Here is a 19,885-nt window from a genome sequence, read left to right as displayed (position 1 = left end):
CACCAGAAAATTGGTTTGTGTGCTTCGTGATTGTTACGGCGGTCATAGCGTGGGGGAAACGCCCGGTCCCATACCGAACCCGGAAGCTAAGGCCCACTGCGCCGATGGTACTGCACTCGTGAGGGTGTGGGAGAGTAGGTCACCGCCGGACTTAACTTAATAAAGATGAATGTTGGTTTGAGGCCCTAACCTTTTGGTTGGGGCCTCACCTGTTTAACCACCATGGTTAAGCCGTCCGCGCACCTAAGGCGCTCGAGCTCTTTATTCTCGGAGAACTGGCTACAGTGTGTAGTAGAAATAACTTGTTCTGCTACCGAGGGAGTCATGCCTTGACCACTGAGACAACGAGCCCGCTGCGTTACCGCGACGATTCGGTTCGTCCCCAGGATGATCTTTACCGTCATAGCAACGGTAAGTGGTTCGAAACGGCCACCATCCCAGGTGATCAAGGGATCTACGGTTCGTTCATGGAACTGCGTGACCAGGCCGAAGATGCCGTTCACGCCATCATCAAAGAAGCCGTCAAGGCCTACGAATCGGGCTCAGCTACCGATGAGGCAACCAAGCGCATCGCTCACCTCTATGGTTCCTTCATGAATGAAGCGGCGATTCAAGAGCGTGGCGCAGAGCCGATCGCTGGCTACCTCAACGCCATTAATGAAGTTACTTCCGTGCAGTCACTGCTGAAGCTCTCGGGATCTTTCTACCGCAAGGGTATTAGCGGATTCCTCGAAATTGGCGCGATGAACGACGCAGGGGACCCAGAGCGAAACCTTTTGACCTTTCTGCAAGGTGGATTGGGCCTGCCCGACGAGTCCTACTATCACGATGAGCAATTGGCCGAGACCCTCGCTGATTACCGGGACCACCTGCAGCGACTGCTAAGCCTTGGCGGGATTAGTGATGCGGGCTCGGCAGCCGATAGCGTCGTTGCGCTGGAGAAGGCTATCGCCGAATTCCACTGGGATCGGGTGAAGGTACGCGATGCTCAGGCACGCTACAACCTTATGACCGGCGAATCGCTCTTTGAACTCTTTGACGGTCTGAAGTCCTGGCTGGCCGGGGCAGAAATTGAAGCAAAGTACTACGGCGAAGTTGTTGTTTGGCAGCCCAGCTACCTTGAAGGTCTGGCGGGCCTCATCGAATCCCAGCCGCTAGACGCATGGAAGAATTGGCTTAACGTGCAGGTGCTGCGTTCCTTCGCGCCGTACCTCTCCAGTGACTTCGTCAACGAAAACTTCTCCTTCTACTCCGCCAAGCTCGGCGGTGTGGAGCAGATCCGCGATCGCTGGAAGCGCGGCGTATCCTTCACCGAAGGCGCCGTAGGTGAAGACATCGGCCAAGTTTACGTTGCCAAGAATTTCCCGCCGGAGGCCAAAGATGCCATGGATCAGCTGGTGCAGCGACTGACCGAGGCCTACCGGATCTCTATCGGCCAACTGTCCTGGATGGGCGAGGCAACGATCGAAAAGGCGCTGGATAAGCTTTCGAAGTTCCGGCCAAAGATTGGCTACCCGGATCAGTGGATCGATTACTCGTCGATCACCACCAATGAGCTTGATGTGATTGCCAATTTGGCCGCGGCCAATGAGTTTGAGTATAAGCGCGAGCTGAAGAAGATCGATGACGGGGTGGACCGCGAACTGTGGTTCATGTACCCACAGACCGTCAACGCCTACTACCACCCGCTGCTGAACGAAATCGCATTCCCGGCAGCCATCCTGCGCCTGCCATTCTTTGATGTAGATCGCGATATCGCCTCGAACTTTGGTGCGATCGGAGCGGTGATCGGCCATGAGATCGGCCACGGTTTTGATGACCAAGGCTCGCAGTACGATGGCACCGGCCAGCTGACCAACTGGTGGACCGATGAGGACCGCGAAGCATTTGAGAAGCTGACCGGCAAGCTGGTGGAGCAGTACAACGCACTGGCTCCCACCGAAGCACCCGAGCACCAGGTCAACGGTGCGCTGACCCTAGGTGAAAACATCGGCGACCTTGGCGGACTGGGCATCGCCTACAAGGCGTACAAGCTCGAGCTTGCCGGTCGTGGCATCACCGAGGATGAAGTGATCGACGGAGTCAGCGGTGACCAGCGCTTCTTCTACTCGTGGGCTGAATGCTGGCGTACGCTGATCCGTCCGGAAACCGCAGTGGTCCGCGTTCGCACCGACCCACACGCACCGGGCGAATTCCGTTGCAACCAGGTTCCCAAGAACCTGAGCGCCTTCCACGAAGCCTTTGGCACCAAGCCAGGCGATGGCATGTGGCTGGACCCAGAAGACCGCGTCGAAATCTGGTAAATCACCACCGATCACGCACCAGAGCACCGGCAAACTTCGCTTTGCCGGTGCTCTGGTGTACCCGGTGGGAAATTAGCGGGTGTAAGTCTGATCATGAACGGCATTGCGGGCACGCAATGACACGTAGAATGGGTAATTGTGACTTCCGAAAATAATTCCGCACAGCCCATTGATACCAACGACCAGCGACAGGTTCGCACTGATAAGCGAAACCAGTTCCTGGCCAAGGGTGAGGAAGCCTACCCTGTAGGTGTGGCTCGCACCCACTCGCTGCTGGAAATCCGCGATAAGTACGAGCACCTTGAAGCCGGCGAAGAAACCGAAGACGTAGTAGGCGTCGCTGGCCGGATCGTCTTTATGCGCAATACCGGCAAGCTGTGCTTCGCCACCTTGCAGGAGGGTGGCCCCAATGGTGAGGGTGTGCGCCTGCAGCTGATGCTTTCCTTGGCTAACGTCGGCGAAGAACGCCTTGCCCAGTGGAAGTCCCTCGTTGACCTCGGCGACCACGTTTTTGTTAGCGGCAAGGTGATTTCTTCACGCCGCGGCGAGCTGTCGATCATGGCCGACACCTACGAAATGGCCTCCAAGGCACTGCGCCCGCTGCCAGTGCTGCACGCGGATTTGAATGAAGCTACCCGTGTGCGTCAGCGCTACGCGGACCTGATCGTGCGCAATGAAGCTCGCGAAATGGTTTACAAGCGTGCCGGCATTGTTCGCGCCGTACGTAACACCCTAGAAAACCATGGCTACGTTGAGGTTGAGACCCCAATGCTGCAGCTGGTTCACGGTGGCGCATCGGCCCGTCCATTCAAGACTCACCTGAACGCTTTTGATCAGGAAATGACCCTGCGCATCGCCACTGAGCTGTACCTCAAGCGTTGTGTTGTTGGTGGCGTGGACCGTGTATTCGAAGTCGGACGCATCTTCCGCAACGAAGGCGTGGACTCAACTCACTCGCCTGAATTCACCACCCTAGAATGCTACGAAGCCTACGCAGATCAGTACGTGATGGCCGATCGCATGAAGGAAATTATCCTTAACGCCGCCGACGCCATTGGCGCTGGCCGAACCGTCGAAACCCCTAAGGGCACCGCAAACCTGGACGGCGAATGGCGCTGGTTGAGCGTGTACCCTGGCCTGTCTGAGGCTGTGGGTGTGGAGATCACTCCAGATACCGACGCTTCGGTGTTGCGCGAAGTTGCGGCCAAGCACGAAGTAAAGATCGATCCTGCTTGGGGAGCTCAGAAGCTAGTTATCGAGCTCTTTGGCGAAATTGTCGAGCCAACTTTGATCGACCCAACCTTCGTTTGTGATTACCCGCCACTGGCTCAGCCGCTGGCTCGTCCACACCGCTCGAAGCCAGGCGTTATCGAAGCATGGGACCTCATCATCGGTGGCATGGAACGCGGTACCGCGTTCTCGGAGCTGATCGACCCAGTCATTCAGCGTGAACGTCTCACCGAGCAGTCGCTGATGGCCGCTGGCGGCGACCCTGAAGCAATGCAGCTTGACGAGGACTTCCTGCGTGCCCTGGAATACGGTGCACCACCGATGGGTGGTATCGGACTGGGTATCGATCGATTGGTAATGCTCTTCACCAACGTCGGTATTCGCGAAACGATTCTCTTCCCACTGCTAAAGCCGGAGGCATAAATAATGTTGTACGTCGAGGCTATTGTTCCAACAATCGCCCTGGCTCTGCTTTTTGGTACGTGATGAAAGCGATTACTAACGCGGACCGAAAAGAGCGTCAGGCCGAAGCTGAAGCAGATGCGCTTATTCAAAATCGTGCGGATTCCAATAATCCAACGAACGAGAATTAGAGTATTCCTGATAGAACCTTGTGAATATTGATCAGAATTAGAATTTTCTGACGCTATTTGTATAGGCTTGAACATTGAAAAGGACTGGTGTCTCATTTGACGCCTAGTTCAGTACATTCAAGCTCGGAGGAATCCCCAGATGGCACGTCAGGTTCAAATCGCCCTGATTGACGATATTGATGGCAGCGAAGCAACTGAATCAATTGCATTCAGCATTGCTGGTCAGCACTTCGAAATCGACCTGAACGACGAACATGCTGCAGAATTCCACGCGGCCATTGATCCGTATGTAGAAGCTGCGCGTTCGTCGAAGCAGACGGCGACTAGCGAAGCCCCAGCAATTCGTGCTTGGGCAAAAGAAAACAATATCAAGGTCAACGCTCGTGGGCGCCTTAATGCAGAGGTTGTAGAATCCTACAACGCTGCAATGCGTAAGGGCGGACGCAACCGCACGAAGTAATTCGCTCGGGTAGTCAAAGACTTCAAATGAGTCGGCACATTCAATGTGCCGACTCATTTGCTTATAACGATGACCGTGATCTATCAATTTAATTGACCTACTCTTTTTCCCTCACATGAGAATTCAATGGCGTTTGTCCCGGTAAGCGACGTCCACCAAGCAGTATTGAAGTAACGCTTCGGGTTATCCCCGTGGCGAACAAGGGCGAATTGCGGTCGCTTGGTGCGTAGCATCGAATTATTGGTAAGCAAGGAGTGTGCCGAAGATGTTTGAGAGATTTACCGACCGTGCCCGTCGAGTTGTCGTGCTCGCCCAAGAAGAGGCGCGCATGCTCAACCACAATTACATCGGCACCGAGCACCTGCTGCTCGGCCTAATCCACGAAGGTGATGGCGTAGCCGCTAAAGCGCTCGAGTCGCTGAATATTTCGTTGGGTGCCGTACGTGAGCAGGTTCAGGAGATTATCGGTAAGGGCCAGCAGGCTCCTTCCGGTCATATCCCGTTCACTCCTCGCGCCAAGAAGGTCTTGGAATTGTCGCTGCGCGAAGCGTTGCAGCTGGGTCATAACTACATTGGCACCGAGCACATTCTGCTCGGTTTGATCCGCGAGGGCGAAGGTGTTGCTGCTCAGGTTCTAGTGAAGCTGGGTGCTGACCTTGGCCGCGTGCGCCAGCAGGTCATTCAGCTGCTCTCGGGCTACCAGGGTGGCAAGGAAACTGCCGCCGCTGGTGTTAGCTCGGGCGGACAGCAGGAAGGTACCCCGGCCGGTTCGGCGGTACTGGACCAGTTTGGTCGCAACCTCACCGCAGCTGCCCGCGAAGGCAAGCTGGATCCGGTGATCGGTCGCGAGCACGAGATGGAACGCGTCATGCAGGTCCTCTCGCGCCGTACCAAGAACAACCCAGTTCTTATTGGTGAACCTGGCGTTGGTAAGACTGCCGTAGTTGAAGGCCTGGCCCAGTCGATCGTTCGCGGCGACGTACCAGAAACCATCAAGGACAAGCAGCTATACACCTTGGACCTCGGTTCATTGGTCGCCGGTTCCCGTTACCGTGGTGACTTCGAAGAGCGCCTGAAGAAGGTCCTCAAGGAGATCCGCACCCGTGGCGATATCATCTTGTTCATCGATGAGATCCACACCCTGGTGGGTGCTGGTGCGGCCGAAGGTGCTATTGACGCTGCTTCCATCCTCAAGCCTATGTTGGCTCGTGGCGAGTTGCAGACCATTGGTGCCACCACCCTTGATGAGTACCGCAAGAACATCGAGAAGGATGCAGCGCTTGAGCGTCGCTTCCAGCCGATTCAGGTCAAGGAACCAACTGTTGAGCTGACCACGCAGATCCTTCGTGGCCTGCGTGACCGCTACGAGGCACACCACCGCGTGACCATCACCGATGGCGCATTACAGGCTGCCGCAACGTTGGCTCACCGCTACATTTCGGATCGTTTCCTGCCAGATAAGGCAGTGGATTTGATCGATGAAGCCGGTGCCCGCCTGCGCATCCAGCGGATGACCGCACCTCCTGCCCTGAAGGAAATGGACGAGGAGATCGCGACCGTACGCCTGGAGAAGGAAGCGGCGATCGACGCCCAGGACTTCGAAGGTGCAGCCTCGCTGCGCGACAAGGAGTCCAAGCTCATCGAGGCGCGCAACGAAAAGGAAAAGTCGTGGCGCAACGGTGACATGGATGAAGTATCCGAGGTCACCGAAGAGCTCATTGCTGAAGTTCTGGCTAACTCCACCGGCATCCCGGTTGTGAAGCTGACCGAGGAAGAGTCCTCACGTCTGCTGAACATGGAAGCAGAACTGCACAAGCGTGTTATCGGCCAGGATTCGGCTATCAAGGCCATCTCCCAGGCGATCCGCCGCACCCGTGCAGGCCTGAAGGATCCAAACCGCCCAGGTGGCTCGTTCATCTTCGCCGGTCCAACCGGTGTGGGTAAGACCGAGCTGGCTAAGGCGTTGGCGGAATTCCTCTTCGGTGAAGAAGACGCACTGATCACCTTGGACATGTCCGAATACTCGGAGAAGCACACCGTTTCCCGACTCTTCGGTGCCCCTCCAGGCTACGTCGGTTACGAAGAAGGTGGACAGCTGACCGAAAAGGTCCGTCGTCGTCCATTCTCCGTAGTGCTCTTCGACGAGGTTGAAAAGGCTCACGCTGACCTGTTCAACTCGCTGCTGCAGATTCTGGAAGACGGTCGATTGACTGACTCCCAGGGCCGCGTAGTGGACTTCAAGAACACCATCATCATCATGACCACCAACCTCGGTACCCGTGACATCTCTAAGGGTGTAATGACCGGCTTCCAGTCGGTCGCGGATACCAAGACCGGTTATGAGCGCATGCAGGCCAAGGTGCAAGAAGAGCTACGTCAGCACTTCCGCCCTGAGTTCTTGAACCGTGTTGATGACACCGTGGTCTTCCCTCAGCTCAACCAGGACGAGATCGAAGAGATCGTCGACCTGTTTGTTGGCCGCCTGGCCAAGCGTCTGAAGGAACGCGAGATGACCATCGAGCTGACCCAGGGTGCTCGCAGCCTGTTGGCACAGCGTGGCTACGACCCAGCAATGGGCGCTCGTCCACTGCGTCGTACCATTCAGCGCGACATCGAAGATCAGCTCTCCGAGCGGATCCTATTCGGTCAGATTGTTGCTGGACAGCATGTCACCGTGGACGTTGAGGGCGAGGGTGAACTGCAGAAGTTCGTCTTCCGCGCCGAAGGCGGCCCAGGCCAGCTAGAAGGCGAGCCGGCACCAGCAGCGCTGGAAAGCTAAGCTCAAACCGTTTGTAACAACTAGCCGTGGAACAAGAGAAATCTGGTTCCACGGCTAGTTGCTTTAACGCCTTGCTTTAACGCCGGGAAGCCGAGCGCAAGACCAAGACCAGTCCCAGAGCTGTGCAGCAAAGATAAACACCGATCACGCAGATCCAACCAACGGTGAAGCCGCCTGCGGATCCGACCAGCAGGCCCATGGCCAGCGGGCCAACGGTGAATCCACCAAATTGCCCAGCAGAGACGATGCCACTGGCGCTGCCCAATCGGTTAGCAGGAACCGCGCGGAGCAAGGCAGCCATGAGAACCACCGAGACGCCTAAGGCCGAGGCGCCGTGCAAGATCACCGCAACCCAGAGCAGCGTCGCGCAGTGCCATTGTTCGGAGAGCAGGAAGCTCACGGCCCCGCAGGTGGCAAGCGAGGCCAGTAGTAGAAGCAGTTTTGGTGCAGCGATGCCGCGGGACATCATCCTGCCCCAACCCACTCGTGCGCTGACTCCGACCACACCGGCCACTGCAGCGGTCAGGCCGCCGGCGATGAGCGAGAAGTGCAGTTCGCGCACCGCAAACAGCGCCAAATACACATTGGTGGCCTGAACCCCAACACCGTTGATAAACCCAAAGAGGGTTAATGCATAAATGACGTACCGGGTAGAAGGTGCCGCCTGTGCAATCGGGGTTTCAGACTTCGGCCCGGATTGCTTACTGGGGCTCGACTCTGGAGCTTGAAGCAGAGGTGTGCTGTTCAGAATGCGTACTGCAAGAATGGCCAGCACCGCAGCCAGTACGGCTCCGGTCAGCGATGCTCCCCGCCAGCCAATGACGGCGGCCAGAAGCGGGAACCCCACGCTGCCTATCAACTGGGAGACCTGAACACCAGACTGTTTAATCCCGGTCCAGTTGATCCGTTGTTCGCTAGGCACTCGCTGGACCAAAATACGATTGGTGACACCGTTGGGAAATGACTGGGCGAGCCCAGAAACACCGGCAGCCACCAACAAAAGAATGTAGCCGGCATTTACGGCGGCAAGCCCCAGAGCTAGCGTGGCGGCACCAAAAATGATCAGCATCAACCGGGTATCTGGTTGCCGATCCGAGAATTTACCAAACGCAGCATTACCTATCGCGGCGCACCCAAAACAAACGGTAGCCAGCAGACCAAATTGGGACTCGGTGATGCCCAGATCTCGAATCACCAGATCACTTGTCGCGCTAAGCCCGTAGTTAAACAGTGGGGCAATGCCGACAGCGGATAAGAGGATGGCCAGCAGCCCAAACCCTGGGCGTACTTCCTTGACTGACATCCTCATCCTTAAACTGGTCGAACTGCGGTTCTAGCTCAGTTTGGCATAGTCGCAACCAGGCGCATCGTTCTATGACATTTCTGGCATCGACTTAAACTCTGCGAACTATCGGGCATAGGATTTATCAGGTGAATACTTTTACCGTCCGTTCAGCAAAAACCAGTGATGTCGCAGCGATCCGCGAGCTTGTGCGACCGCTAGCTGAAAAGCGGATCCTGCTGGACAAGGAAGCAGTCACCTATTACGAATCCATTCAGGAATTTGTGATGGCTCAGGACTCGGACGGAAATGTCATTGGCTGCGGCGGCTTGCACGTGATCTGGGAAGACATTGCCGAGATTCGCACGCTGGCCACCTCTGAACAGGTGCGCGGCCAAGGCATCGGACACCTATTGCTCGAAGAGCTAATCCGCCGGGCCAAGGCTGTGGGTGTAACACGGGTGTTCTGTCTGACCTTTGAAGTGGCATTCTTTGAACGCCACGGATTTAGCGTTATGGCGGATCAGAGCGCAGTTGATCCCATTGTCTACCAAGAAATCCTGCACTCGCGAGACGAAGGCGTGGCCGAGTTCCTCGACCTTGCGCGGGTAAAACCCAATACCTTGGGCAATACCCGCATGATCATCTCATTGGAGCAGTAGCCTCTAGTCCATCTGGTCGTAGCGCGCACGCAAGATCAGGTACAGCGCGTAGATAACCAGACCCACTCCAATGACGCCCAAAACAATGGGGCCGAAACTTTGATCACGGATAGCCTTCAGCGCACCGTCAATGCCACTGGCTTCTTTGGGATCGCCCTGTACGGTGGCCACGATGAACAGCACTCCCAGCGCGCCGAGGACTAGACCCTTAGCTGGGTAGCCAAGCATGCCGGTGTAGGTGATCGCCTTGGAGATATCCCGGCGGCTCGAATTTTCCAGATCCTTCAGAAACTTCTTACTGACACCCTTATAGATGTAGTAACAAGCCATACCCAACAGGATCAGCCCGATGATAACTATCACGGCCCGTCCGGCAAAGGACTTCATCAATTCGCCACTGAAGCTAGAGGTAGTCTTTCCCGAATCGCTCGGGCTGCCCACGGCAAATCGACCAAAGGTGAAACCAACGGCCAAGAACACCACGGCCGTTCCCGCAAATTTCAGTCGCTCCCGTAGCTCTTTCTCGGGAAGGAAGAGCTGAGCCAGCGACCACAGACCCAGTAAGAGTGCCCCGGCCGCGCAGATCCAGAGCAGAACTATGCCAAAGGGTTGTGCTGCCAAAGCACGCATGGCACCGCTTTGATCTGCCTTTGCGTGCCCGCCGGAGGCCACAAATGCAGCAAGTATGCCCATGGTGGCATGTAGTACACCATTGGCGACATAACCTAGGCGGGCCAAGCGTTCGAACCAAGGATGCCGGGCTACCTGGTGGGCAGCGTTGGTCGGGTCTACAGAAGCGTTCATGGCCTAATCATAACTAGGACGGCAGGCAAATGTGTCCGTCTTCAAGCACGGCTAGCCCGTCTTTGAGCAAACCGGACAGGGCTCGTTCACGCTGCGCTAATTCAGCTTGCAATCCTTCTAGCGCCACATAGCTGGTGTGCTCCTGTAGGGACAGGTCAGCAAGGAAAGATGTTTGTGTCACCGGATGCTCATGTTCTCGCAATATGGCCATGATGGCTCCACGAACCTGACGGTCCGTGCCTTGCCAGGCTTGGCCTTTGGGGGTGTAGTGCGGTGCCGGGCGTCCGGCAGCAATCCATGCGCACTGGTCAAAGACCGGGCAGGCATCACATTTGGGGCTGCGCGCGGTGCAAACCAAGGCACCTAGTTCCATCACCGAGACGTTCCACAAATTTGCGTCGTCTTTAGCTTCGGGCTGCACTTGCCGAGCACGGGCGAATTCACTAGCCCGCGGGGTGGGTTCGGGCAGCGCCATGCCGCCAAAGAGTCTGGCGTGTACCCGTCGGATATTGGTATCAACCACCACGGTGGGCTGACCAAAGGCAAAACAAGCAATGGCCGCGGCGGTATAGTCTCCGACCCCGGGCAGCGCACGTAGCGCTTCTTCGGTGCGCGGTACCTCACCGTTGTATTCGGTGGTGATTTCAATCGCCGCCGCATGTAGGCGCTGCGCGCGGCGTGGATAACCTAACCGTCCCCAGGCCTTGAGCGCTTCAGATAAAGGTTCGGCGGCCAGATCTTGTGGCCGCGGCCAACGACTCATCCACTGTTCCCAGACAGGTAGTACGCGCACCACGGGAGTCTGCTGCAGCATAAATTCGCTGACCATAACCTCCCAGCCGCTTGCGCCTTCACGACGCCATGGCAGGTCCCTTGAGTTTGCCAAGTACCACTGGTTGATTTTGTGATGGATTTGCTGCACCTCACCACTGTATCCAACCTTGTGCATTTGGCTCGATTCCCCTGCCATTACCGGGATCGGGTGTGCCGATGAATTAGCCTTAAGCTATGAGCAATGCACCCGGATCCAAGCCATCAGCCAGCGTCTATCGGCGTCGGCGTATTACCGTGGCGGTAATCGCCGTGGTACTGATTGGGTTGATCATTTGGGGCGTTGTCTCAGTGGCAGGTTTGCTCACTTCCGACCCGCAGAGCGCGCCGGCGCCTTCGCCGACCGCGCAGAGCTCTTCGGCAGCGCCAAGCACAGAATCTTCGGAGGATGCGGCCAAGAAGTGCAAGTCGGACGAGATCAAAATTACCGCGACCACCGACGCTAAAAGCTACCCGGCTGGCAAAAAACCGGTGCTGATCCTTGGTATCGAAAACATCTCAAAGCGCGAGTGCGACTTAAACGTGGGAACCAGCCAGCAAGAATTTTTGATCTCCAGTGGAGCCGACCGCGTCTTCTCCACCGTGGACTGCCTGCAAAACCGTGAAGATGTTCCGCTGACCTTTGCCGCGGGACAAAAAGAGGACGCGCGTTTCACCTGGAACCGTGACCGCTCGGCACCGGGCTGCAAGGCCGTGAGTGTGCAGCCAAGCCCCGGTACCTACAAGTTCACGGCGGCCATCGGAGAATTTGAATCCGAACCAGTGAGCTTCAAACTGGAGTAACTGGCTAGATGTAGCGATCCAGCAGGGAAGACTCAGCCATTCGAGCTAGCCCTTCACGGATGGACCGCGCACGCTGTTCGCCCACACCTTCAATTTCCATCAATGCCGTGGTCGAGGCGGCCATCAGCAGCTGCAAATTATCAAAGGACGCCACCAACCGGTCACCGATGGCCTTAGGTACGGTGCGGATCTGCGATAGCAGACGGTAACCCTTAGGGGAGAGCTGATCATCCTGACCAATAGTTCCCTGTGGGAACAGGATCTTGGCCAGCCCTTCAATATCGATTAGCTGGGCGTCACTGACCTCATGAAGTCGCCCAAGCGCCAGATCGATATCCAGTTCGGATCCTTCAGCCTGAGCATAATCACGCAAGAGCAACTGATTATCAACCTGGATCCCGGAAAGCAATTCTGCGTGCTGTGCCGCTAGCAGTCGACCATCAATACCCAGCTCCAGAACGTAGCGGGAGATTTCTTCGCTGGTTCGTCGCAACATTTCGGTGCGCTGCAGAACCGCCAATACTTCACGTGCGGTGGCGACGTCTTCAATTTCCGCCGCCGATAAAGCGCTGGTGACCTGGTCCAGACGATGCCGGTAGCGCTCTAGGGTAGCAACAGCCTGGTTACCTCGGGCCAACAGTCGTTCGGCCGGTTCAAGCACGTGGCGCTCGCCGTCCGCATACAGGGTGATGGTTTGCATGGACTGGGAGACCGAGATGGTCGGGAAGCCAGTCTGTACTGCAACACGTTCGGCCGTGCGGTGACGGGTACCCGATTCTTGGGTATCAATCTGCGCATCGGGCATTAGCTGTACGCCGGCCTGCAGGATCTGCCGTGCCGTGCCGTCAAGGATGATCGCGCCGTCCATTTTGGCCAGCTCGCGGATCCGGGTTGGGCTGTAGTCCGCGTTGATTCTGAATCCGCCGGAGCTCAGCGATTCCACGACCTTGTCGTGGCCCAAGACAATCAGGGCGCCGGTGCGGCCACGCTGAATGCGCTCAAGACCCGCAGCGAGTTCGGTTCCCGGAGCAATCTGGGCCAAGATGGCAAGAAATTCGGGGGATGGGTGCGCTTTCAATTTGCGTCCTTTCAGCGGGCGACAACACTCAAGTTTATCGTGCTGGTTTCTGTCGCTGGGTGAAGGCAACATCCAGTGCCTGAGCTATGTTCTCCACTTGGAATACGTGGATACCCTCGGGAATGTTTTTCAGTGGTTCCGGGGTCGCCGGAGCCATAGCAAAGGAGAACCCAAGCCGTTGGGCTTCGGTGATTCGCCGCGAGATCTCGGGAACTTGGCGTACTTCACCGGCCAGCCCCACCTCACCAAAGGCCACAAAGTCCTGGGGCAGCGGGAACTCATTCATCGAGGAAGCCAAAGCCAACGCGCAGGCAAGATCCGAAGCGGGTTCGGCAATTTTTACTCCGCCCACCGTGGCGATATAGGAGTCCATCGAAGAAAGATCCATATGGGCCCGAGCTTGTAGAACGGCCACGACCATTTGGGCGCGTGCAGCATCCAGGCCACTGGTGGCACGACGGGCAGCTGGGGCATTACTGCGTGATAGCAAGGTCTGCACCTCGGCTACCAGCGGGCGTCGGCCCTCCAGCGTCACGGTGATGCAGGTGCCCGGTACCGGATTGCGGGTACGGGTGACAAAAAGCTTGGACGGATCGGTGAGCGATTCAATGCCGTCCTCATTCAGATCAAAGCAGCCCACCTCATCGGTAGCACCGTAACGGTTTTTCAGCGCTCGCAGAATGCGCAAGCGCGAATGCTTCTCACCATCAAACTGGCAGACCACATCAACTAGGTGCTCGAGTAGGCGCGGACCGGCCACGGAGCCTTCCTTGGTCACGTGTCCGACCATGATGGTGGACATGGCCCGGGTCTTGGCAGCGTTGATGATAGAGGCCGCCACCTCGCGTACCTGGGAGACGCCGCCGGCAGCCCCATCAATCTCCGCTGAGGAGAAGGTCTGGACCGAGTCCAAAATCAGCAGTTGTGGGTCGATCTCTTGGATCTGTCCCAGCGCGAGGGCAAGGTCAGTTTCTGCAGCGAGGTAAAGGTTATCGGCCACGGCGTTGATACGTTCGGCCCGGGATTTCACCTGAGCCGCCGATTCTTCACCGGTCAGATACAGCACTCGAAGACCGGTATTTGCTGCCTTTGCCGCTACATCCAGTAACAGTGTGGACTTACCCACGCCCGGTTCTCCGGCGAGCAGGATTGCTGCAGCTGGAACCAATCCGCCACCTAAAACACGGTCCAGTTCGGAAACACCGCTGGGCCTGAAGGCTGCCTCGGAGCCGTCAATCTGAGCGATTGGCTTAGCCGGATGCGCCACCTTGGCCGCCGCGACGGTGCGCGCCGAAACGGTGCCTACTTCTTCAACGGTGCCCCACGCTTGGCATTCGCCGCAACGTCCCACCCATTTGATAGTGGTCCATCCGCATTCCGAGCATTTGAAGGTTGCTGAAGATTTGGTGCGCGTGGAGGTTTTGGCCATAGCCTAATGCTATCGACCCCGGCCGACATTTTTGTTCAGGAGAGCTTGGGCAACGCTGCGATGGCTTCATCGTGATTGCGTCCTGCAGATTCTAGAAGGTCAACGATCATCGGGCGCAACAACAGGACTAATCCTTCACCTTGCAAACCTTGGACGCCTAAGCTCTGCGGGTCTAGCTGTGCTGCCGCATTTTCCAGCTGGCGGATAGCTGCCCGTTCGTACTTTCGTTGACCGGCCAGATTCTGTTCGCGAACCGAGTGCGCCAGCGCGTTCACCGCTTCGGATACTTCACGCAAAAGTGGCGCGAGCGATTCGGCACCTTCTGGGGTCAGCGCCCCATTGGTGATGACCGAAGATAACCGGCGGGCAAAAACGCGAAGGTTACGCGCCGTCCAGTCATAGTGGTTAAAGCGTTCGGAAAGCCGATTGAGCTCATGGCGATGCCGGCGTCCGGACGGCGAAATCATCGCCAGTTCCTTCGAAGCACTAAAAGCGCCGGGTAACTTATCCAGGTGACTCTGGGTGGCGCGCGCCTTAATCAGCGCGTGGAATGCCGCACGACGATCATCGTCACGAATGGCCCAGGAACATTCCAAAATTGCCTCAGAAAGTTCCTTAAACAAGTCGCTGAGCGCTGAGACCGGGGTGCGCCGCGGGTCCGAAGGCCAAAGAACAATCACCAGCAACGCCAATAATGATCCGGTTAAAGCGTCAATGGATCTGGCAAAAGGCCCATCAACGCTGATCGGCAATAACACCACAAGGGCTGACTGCATCCCGAGCTGAGTGGAGAAGATGGCCCCGGAATCTAGATAACGAGCCACCACCAAACTCAGCGACATCACCACCGCGGCCTGCCAGATACCTTGGCCAAACCAATGCATCAGCGTATCGCCCAGTGCCACACCCAAGGTGCAGCCCAAAGCGACTTCAGCGGTTTTGCGTATCGTGGTTGAGGCTCCAAAGCCCAAGGAGATCAGTGCGCTGGTGGCGGCAAAAATCGGTTGTGTATGTCCCCAGATGCTCTCCGCGATCCAGAAGGCGCCGATGGCGCCCATGGTCATGCGCAAAATCCTTGGAAGGGAGCTGCGCGCGCGTAACAGCCCAGAGCGGTTGCGCGCAGCGAGGAAGCCAGTTACCCGGGTTGGTAGCGACTTCGCTTTGCTCTGAATTGCCATAGGGTCAGTCTCCCACGCTCAGGGCTTTAACCCGATGAAGTTGCCTGCATATTGCTCTAGTGAGCAGGATCACGACAATACGTAGAAGCTGTTAACCCTTTGTTCACCTTTGCCGGGGGATCTGGTTACCTTGGCTCTTTAACGTCATAGATGAAGCGGGGGAAGATCCGCTGGAAGTTTTCATATTCATCGTATTCAACATGGGGAGTACCAACTCGTGAAGCTTAATCGCCTTGGCAGTGCAGCTGCCGTCCTTTCTGTAGCGGCAATCGCACTGACTGCTTGTGGCTCGGATAATCCGACCGCCACCTCAAGCTCGGGCAGCTCCGCAAGCTCGTCGGGCTCAGGTGCCAGTGGCACCCTGACCGGCATTGGCGCTTCCAGCCAGACCTCGGCTATGGAAGCCTGGAGCGCAGGCTTCAAGGCTGCCAACGCAGGCGCTAACGTACAGTACTCGCCAGATGGCTCGGGCGCTGGCCGTAAGGCATTCTTGGCTGGTGGCGCTCAGTTCGCTGGCTCGGATGCTTACCTGAAGGAAGACGAAGCCGAATCGTCCAAGAAGATTTGTGGCCCAGAAGGCGCTTTCAACATTCCTGCGTACGTCTCGCCAATCGCTGTAGCTTACAACCTTGAGGGTGTTGACGAGCTGAACATGGATGCGCAGACCATCGCCAAGGTGTTCAAGAAGGAAATCACCAAGTGGAATGACCCAGTGATTGCCAAGCAGAACCCAGATGCAACCCTGCCGGACAAGCAAATCACCGTTGTTCACCGCAACGATGAGTCGGGGACCACCGAGAACTTTGTTGAGTACCTCAAGGCTGCCGCTGGCAAGGTCTGGAACTACGAAGTTTCCGGAGAATGGCCAAGCGACATCCAGTCGGAAAACGCTAAGGGCACCTCCGGCGTGGTTTCCACCACCACCTCCACCGACGGCGCAATCACCTACGCTGACTTCTCGGCTGTAGGCAAGCTGTCCACCGTCAACGTCAAGGTGGGCGACGAATACACCAAGATCTCAGCAGACGCTGCCGCTAAGGCGCTGGAGACCGCAACCCCAGTGAAGGGTGCCTCCAAGAACGACTTGGCACTGGATCTGAAGCGCGACACCACCGAAGCCGGTACCTACCCAATCGTCTTGGTTTCGTACCACATCTTCTGCAGCACCTACAAGGATCAGGCAACTGTTGACCTGGTCAAGTCCTTCGGTAAGTACGTAGTTTCCGCTGAGGGCCAGAAGGCTGCTGCGGATTCAGCCGGCAACGCTCCACTGTCGAGCAGCATCGAAGAAAAGGCTGCCAAGGCTATCGACGCAATCACCGTCGCCAAGTAGTAACTCGCCGGAATCCGGCACTCGGTGCGGGTGGTGAACTCGACCACCCGCACCAGCAACACCCTCCACCCCTGCAGCATTGGCTGCATCACCCCCGTTTTGTAAAGGCTCTAGCCATGACTACCAATGCTTTGACAAGCAAGTCATCGACTTCAGGCCGCCTAGGCGACAAGATCTTCTCCGGTGCAGCCCTGGCCGCCGGTGTACTGATCCTAATCACGCTCTTTGCGGTCGCAGTCTTCTTGCTGATCCAAGCCCTGCCGACGTTCTTTGCCGATCCGGCAGAGGTTTCCGGCGGTCAAGGATTCTTCGCTTATATCTGGCCGATTGTTATCGGTACGGTCATCGCCGCGGCTATCGCCCTGGCGATAGCTACCCCAGTCGGTCTGGGTGTGGCACTGTTTATCTCGCACTTCGCTCCACGCAAGGTTGCTGGCCCGCTGGGCTACCTCATTGACCTGCTGGCAGCAATCCCCTCGGTGATCTACGGTGCTTGGGGCTACATGATCCTGGCACCAGCCTTGGTTCCCGGATTTGAATGGCTGGCCAAGAACCTCGGATTCATCCCGATCTTCGCCGGTCCTGCCTCGCAGACCGGTAAGACCATGCTCACCGCCGGCATTGTGCTGGCCGTGATGGTTCTGCCGATTATCACCTCGCTGACCCGAGAAATCTTCTTGCAGACTCCAAAGTTGCACGAAGAAGCCGCCCTGGCTTTGGGTGCCACCCGCTGGGAAATGATCACCACCGCCGTTCTTCCTTTCGCCCGCCCGGGCATTATCTCGGCGGTCATGCTGGGACTGGGACGAGCCTTGGGCGAGACCATGGCAGTGGCCCTGGTGCTTTCCACAGGCAACCTGATCCCTTCGCTGATCAAGACTGGAAACCAGACCATCGCCGCGGAAATCGCGTTGAACTTCCCTGAGGCCTTCGGCCTGCGACTCTCGGAGCTGATCGCTGCCGGCCTAGTACTGTTCCTGATCACCCTGGTTGTGAACATCTTCGCCCGTGGCATCATCGCCCGCCACAAGGAATTCTCGGGGGCTAACTAATGAGCGCTACAACCACTAACGCACGACATAGCACCGGCAACAGCCCGGTTCCACCGGTACGCAAGCGCAATTCGCTGGCCAAGGGCAAGCTGCCTAAGTGGGCCATCTGGGCCATCGCAGCCGGTTCGATCATCATCGGCGCTGCAGCTTCAACCCTGACCGGTTTTAGCATTGCCGCCTTTGCGATCTACTCCGCCATCATCTTCTTAGTTGCCGCCTCGGTAATCACCACCGTGGTGGAAGGCAAGCGTCGCGGCACCAACGCGATGTGGACCTACCTGATCTACGCCGCATTTATCGTGGCACTGATCCCGCTGGCCTCGGTGCTCTACACGGTGCTGGAAAAGGGTCTGCCGGGCCTGAACGGTCACTTCCTGTTCACCTCGATGAATGGTGTTACCGGTGCAGTAGATAATCAGGGCGTGGAAAACGGCACACCAGTTGTCGGTGGCGCGTACCACGCAGTGATGGGCACCTTGCTGATCACCCTCTGGGCTACCTTGATTTCCGTACCAGTGGGCATGCTCACCGCGGTTTACCTGGTTGAATACGGTCAGGGCAAGACGCTATCCAAGGCGATCACCTTCTTCGTGGACGTAATGACCGGTATCCCTTCGATCGTCGCCGGCTTGTTCGCAGCAGCGTTCTTCGGCATGATCCTTGGCCCAAGCGCCCGAATGGGCATTGTTGCCGCGGTGGCTTTGAGCGTACTGATGATTCCAACAGTGGTTCGCTCCACCGAGGAAATGCTCAAGATTGTCCCGAACGAATTGCGCGAAGCTTCCTTCGCACTGGGTGTGCGCCGCTGGCGCACCATCTTGAAGGTAGTTGTCCCAACCGCGATCTCCGGTATCGCCTCCGGTGTCACCCTGGCAATCGCCCGCGTCATCGGCGAAACCGCACCAATCTTGGTCACCGCCGGCATCGCAAGCAACATCAACATGAACGTGTTTGCTAACTGGATGTCCACGTTGCCGACCTTCATTTACTACCAGATCATGAACCCGACCAGCCCAACCAACGTTGACCCATCGGTCCAGCGTGCCTGGGCAGCAGCCCTGCTGCTGATTCTGATGGTGATGGCACTGAACCTGATCGCCCGCCTGGTCGCTTCGATCTTCGCTCCCAAGAAGGGCCGTTGAGCTTAAGGCTCCGTCTCTGACCCACCCAAAGTTTTAAGGAAATATTATGGCAAAACGCATCGACGTCAACGATCTGAACGTCTACTACTCCAAGTTCCTGGCCGTTGAGGGCGTCTCGATCAACATCGAGCCAAAGTCCGTTACCGCCTTCATCGGCCCATCGGGTTGTGGCAAGTCCACCTTCCTGCGCACGCTGAACCGTATGCACGAAGTCATCCCCGGTGGCCGCGTTGAGGGTCAGGTACTGCTTGACGGAGACGACCTCTACGCACCCGGCGTTGATCCGGTCACCGTGCGCAGCCAGATCGGCATGGTCTTCCAGCGTCCGAACCCATTCCCAACTATGTCCATCAAGGACAATGTGCTCGCCGGCGTAAAGCTGAACGGCAACAAGATCTCCCGCTCGGATGCCGAGGACCTGGTTGAGAAGTCGCTACGTGGCGCCAACCTCTGGAACGAGGTTAAGGACCGTCTGGATAAGCCAGGTTCCGGTCTTTCCGGTGGTCAGCAGCAGCGTCTATGCATCGCCCGCACCATCGCGGTGAAGCCAGATGTGATCTTGATGGATGAGCCATGTTCGGCACTGGACCCGATCTCTACCTTGGCCATTGAGGATTTGATCAACGAGCTCAAGAACGACTTCACCGTAGTGATCGTGACTCACAATATGCAGCAGGCAGCCCGCGTGAGCGACAAGACCGCGTTCTTCAACATCGCAGGCACCGGCAAGCCGGGCAAGCTCATCGAGTTCAACGACACCACCGCCATCTTCTCTAACCCAGAGCAGAAGGCCACCGAAGATTACGTCTCCGGACGCTTCGGATAAAGATTTCGGATGCCGCCACTTTTTAGTAGGCGGTAGACGAACCGGAAGGGGTCTTCCGGGGATCCTGGAGGGGATCACCGCCAGCGGCGCACCATCAAGGGTGCGCCGCTGGTTTTAAAA

General features: G+C 57.1%; 16 protein-coding genes and 1 rRNA gene. 11 read left to right on the top strand and 6 right to left on the bottom strand.

Annotated elements, in window-relative coordinates:
• Nucleotides 1–34: 34 nt before the first annotated feature.
• From rrf to N6V40_RS02120, 5 genes are all read left to right on the top strand, one after another.
• A 5S ribosomal RNA gene (gene rrf / locus N6V40_RS02140) occupies nt 35–151 on the top strand.
• A gap of 178 nt (nt 152–329) precedes the next feature.
• Nucleotides 330–2,303, top strand: a complete 1,974-nt coding sequence (locus tag N6V40_RS02135; RefSeq protein WP_131090748.1) for a M13 family metallopeptidase — start codon at nt 330–332, stop codon at nt 2,301–2,303.
• A 138-nt stretch (nt 2,304–2,441) separates the two neighbouring features.
• Nucleotides 2,442–3,956 (top strand): lysine--tRNA ligase, encoded by a 1,515-nt coding sequence (gene lysS, locus N6V40_RS02130; protein ID WP_131090747.1) that lies wholly within the window; start codon nt 2,442–2,444, stop codon nt 3,954–3,956.
• A 309-nt stretch (nt 3,957–4,265) separates the two neighbouring features.
• On the top strand, nt 4,266–4,586 hold the full coding sequence (locus tag N6V40_RS02125) for a histone-like nucleoid-structuring protein Lsr2 (protein ID WP_131090746.1): 321 nt from the start codon (nt 4,266–4,268) through the stop codon (nt 4,584–4,586).
• A gap of 265 nt (nt 4,587–4,851) precedes the next feature.
• Nucleotides 4,852–7,365: an ATP-dependent Clp protease ATP-binding subunit gene (locus tag N6V40_RS02120; RefSeq protein WP_131090745.1), complete on the top strand. Its 2,514-nt coding sequence runs from the start codon at nt 4,852–4,854 to the stop codon at nt 7,363–7,365.
• Between the two features lie 76 nt (nt 7,366–7,441).
• Here the strand turns inward: N6V40_RS02120 and N6V40_RS02115 are convergent, their stop codons facing one another.
• Nucleotides 7,442–8,668, bottom strand: coding sequence for an MFS transporter (locus N6V40_RS02115; protein ID WP_262198764.1), 1,227 nt, complete (start codon nt 8,666–8,668; stop codon nt 7,442–7,444).
• 128 nt (nt 8,669–8,796) lie between these two features.
• On the opposite strand from N6V40_RS02115, the gene N6V40_RS02110 reads away from it, so the two are divergent.
• Nucleotides 8,797–9,309, top strand: a complete 513-nt coding sequence (locus N6V40_RS02110) for an amino-acid N-acetyltransferase (RefSeq protein WP_131090744.1) — start codon at nt 8,797–8,799, stop codon at nt 9,307–9,309.
• 3 nt (nt 9,310–9,312) lie between these two features.
• On the opposite strand, the gene N6V40_RS02105 is transcribed toward N6V40_RS02110, so the two are convergent.
• Together N6V40_RS02105 and N6V40_RS02100 are read right to left on the bottom strand one after the other, a co-directional pair.
• Nucleotides 9,313–10,113: a DUF1206 domain-containing protein gene (locus N6V40_RS02105; RefSeq protein WP_131090743.1), complete on the bottom strand. Its 801-nt coding sequence runs from the start codon at nt 10,111–10,113 to the stop codon at nt 9,313–9,315.
• A gap of 13 nt (nt 10,114–10,126) precedes the next feature.
• Nucleotides 10,127–11,035, bottom strand: coding sequence for an iron-sulfur binding domain-containing protein (locus N6V40_RS02100; protein ID WP_242632633.1), 909 nt, complete (start codon nt 11,033–11,035; stop codon nt 10,127–10,129).
• A gap of 86 nt (nt 11,036–11,121) precedes the next feature.
• Between N6V40_RS02100 and N6V40_RS02095 the strand changes: the two genes are divergently transcribed.
• Nucleotides 11,122–11,727, top strand: a complete 606-nt coding sequence (locus N6V40_RS02095) for a hypothetical protein (RefSeq protein WP_131090741.1) — start codon at nt 11,122–11,124, stop codon at nt 11,725–11,727.
• 4 nt (nt 11,728–11,731) lie between these two features.
• Here the strand turns inward: N6V40_RS02095 and disA are convergent, their stop codons facing one another.
• Genes disA through N6V40_RS02080 form a run of 3 tightly spaced genes read right to left on the bottom strand, consistent with a single transcriptional unit; the run spans nt 11,732 to nt 15,412 of the window.
• On the bottom strand, nt 11,732–12,805 hold the full coding sequence (gene disA, locus N6V40_RS02090) for a DNA integrity scanning diadenylate cyclase DisA (protein WP_131090740.1): 1,074 nt from the start codon (nt 12,803–12,805) through the stop codon (nt 11,732–11,734).
• A 34-nt stretch (nt 12,806–12,839) separates the two neighbouring features.
• A complete protein-coding gene (gene radA, locus N6V40_RS02085; protein ID WP_131090739.1) occupies nt 12,840–14,234 on the bottom strand; it encodes a DNA repair protein RadA in 1,395 nt (464 codons plus the stop codon).
• 35 nt (nt 14,235–14,269) lie between these two features.
• On the bottom strand, nt 14,270–15,412 hold the full coding sequence (locus N6V40_RS02080) for an FUSC family protein (protein WP_131090738.1): 1,143 nt from the start codon (nt 15,410–15,412) through the stop codon (nt 14,270–14,272).
• Nucleotides 15,413–15,629: 217 nt separating this feature from the next.
• Here N6V40_RS02080 and pstS point away from each other — a divergent pair, with 217 nt between their 5' ends.
• From pstS to pstB, 4 genes are all read left to right on the top strand, one after another.
• Nucleotides 15,630–16,745 (top strand): phosphate ABC transporter substrate-binding protein PstS, encoded by a 1,116-nt coding sequence (gene pstS, locus N6V40_RS02075; protein WP_131090737.1) that lies wholly within the window; start codon nt 15,630–15,632, stop codon nt 16,743–16,745.
• A gap of 116 nt (nt 16,746–16,861) precedes the next feature.
• Complete coding sequence (gene pstC, locus N6V40_RS02070) at nt 16,862–17,797, top strand: phosphate ABC transporter permease subunit PstC (RefSeq protein ID WP_131090736.1); 936 nt, start codon at nt 16,862–16,864, stop codon at nt 17,795–17,797.
• The gene (gene pstA / locus N6V40_RS02065) at nt 17,797–18,939 is read left to right on the top strand and encodes a phosphate ABC transporter permease PstA (protein ID WP_131090735.1); all 1,143 of its coding nucleotides are present in this window, start codon (nt 17,797–17,799) and stop codon (nt 18,937–18,939) included. The genes pstC and pstA overlap by 1 nt, the downstream gene beginning before the upstream one ends.
• Before the next feature lie 46 nt (nt 18,940–18,985).
• The gene (pstB, locus tag N6V40_RS02060; protein ID WP_262198759.1) at nt 18,986–19,765 is read left to right on the top strand and encodes a phosphate ABC transporter ATP-binding protein PstB; all 780 of its coding nucleotides are present in this window, start codon (nt 18,986–18,988) and stop codon (nt 19,763–19,765) included.
• The last annotated feature ends 120 nt before the right edge of the window (nt 19,766–19,885 follow it).

Origin of the sequence: Glutamicibacter sp. M10 (assembly GCF_025452055.1) — a bacterium.
Lineage (GTDB): Bacteria > Actinomycetota > Actinomycetes > Actinomycetales > Micrococcaceae > Glutamicibacter.
Note: the sequence above shows the minus strand (reverse complement) of the source record. Positions and strands in the feature narration are given on the sequence as shown.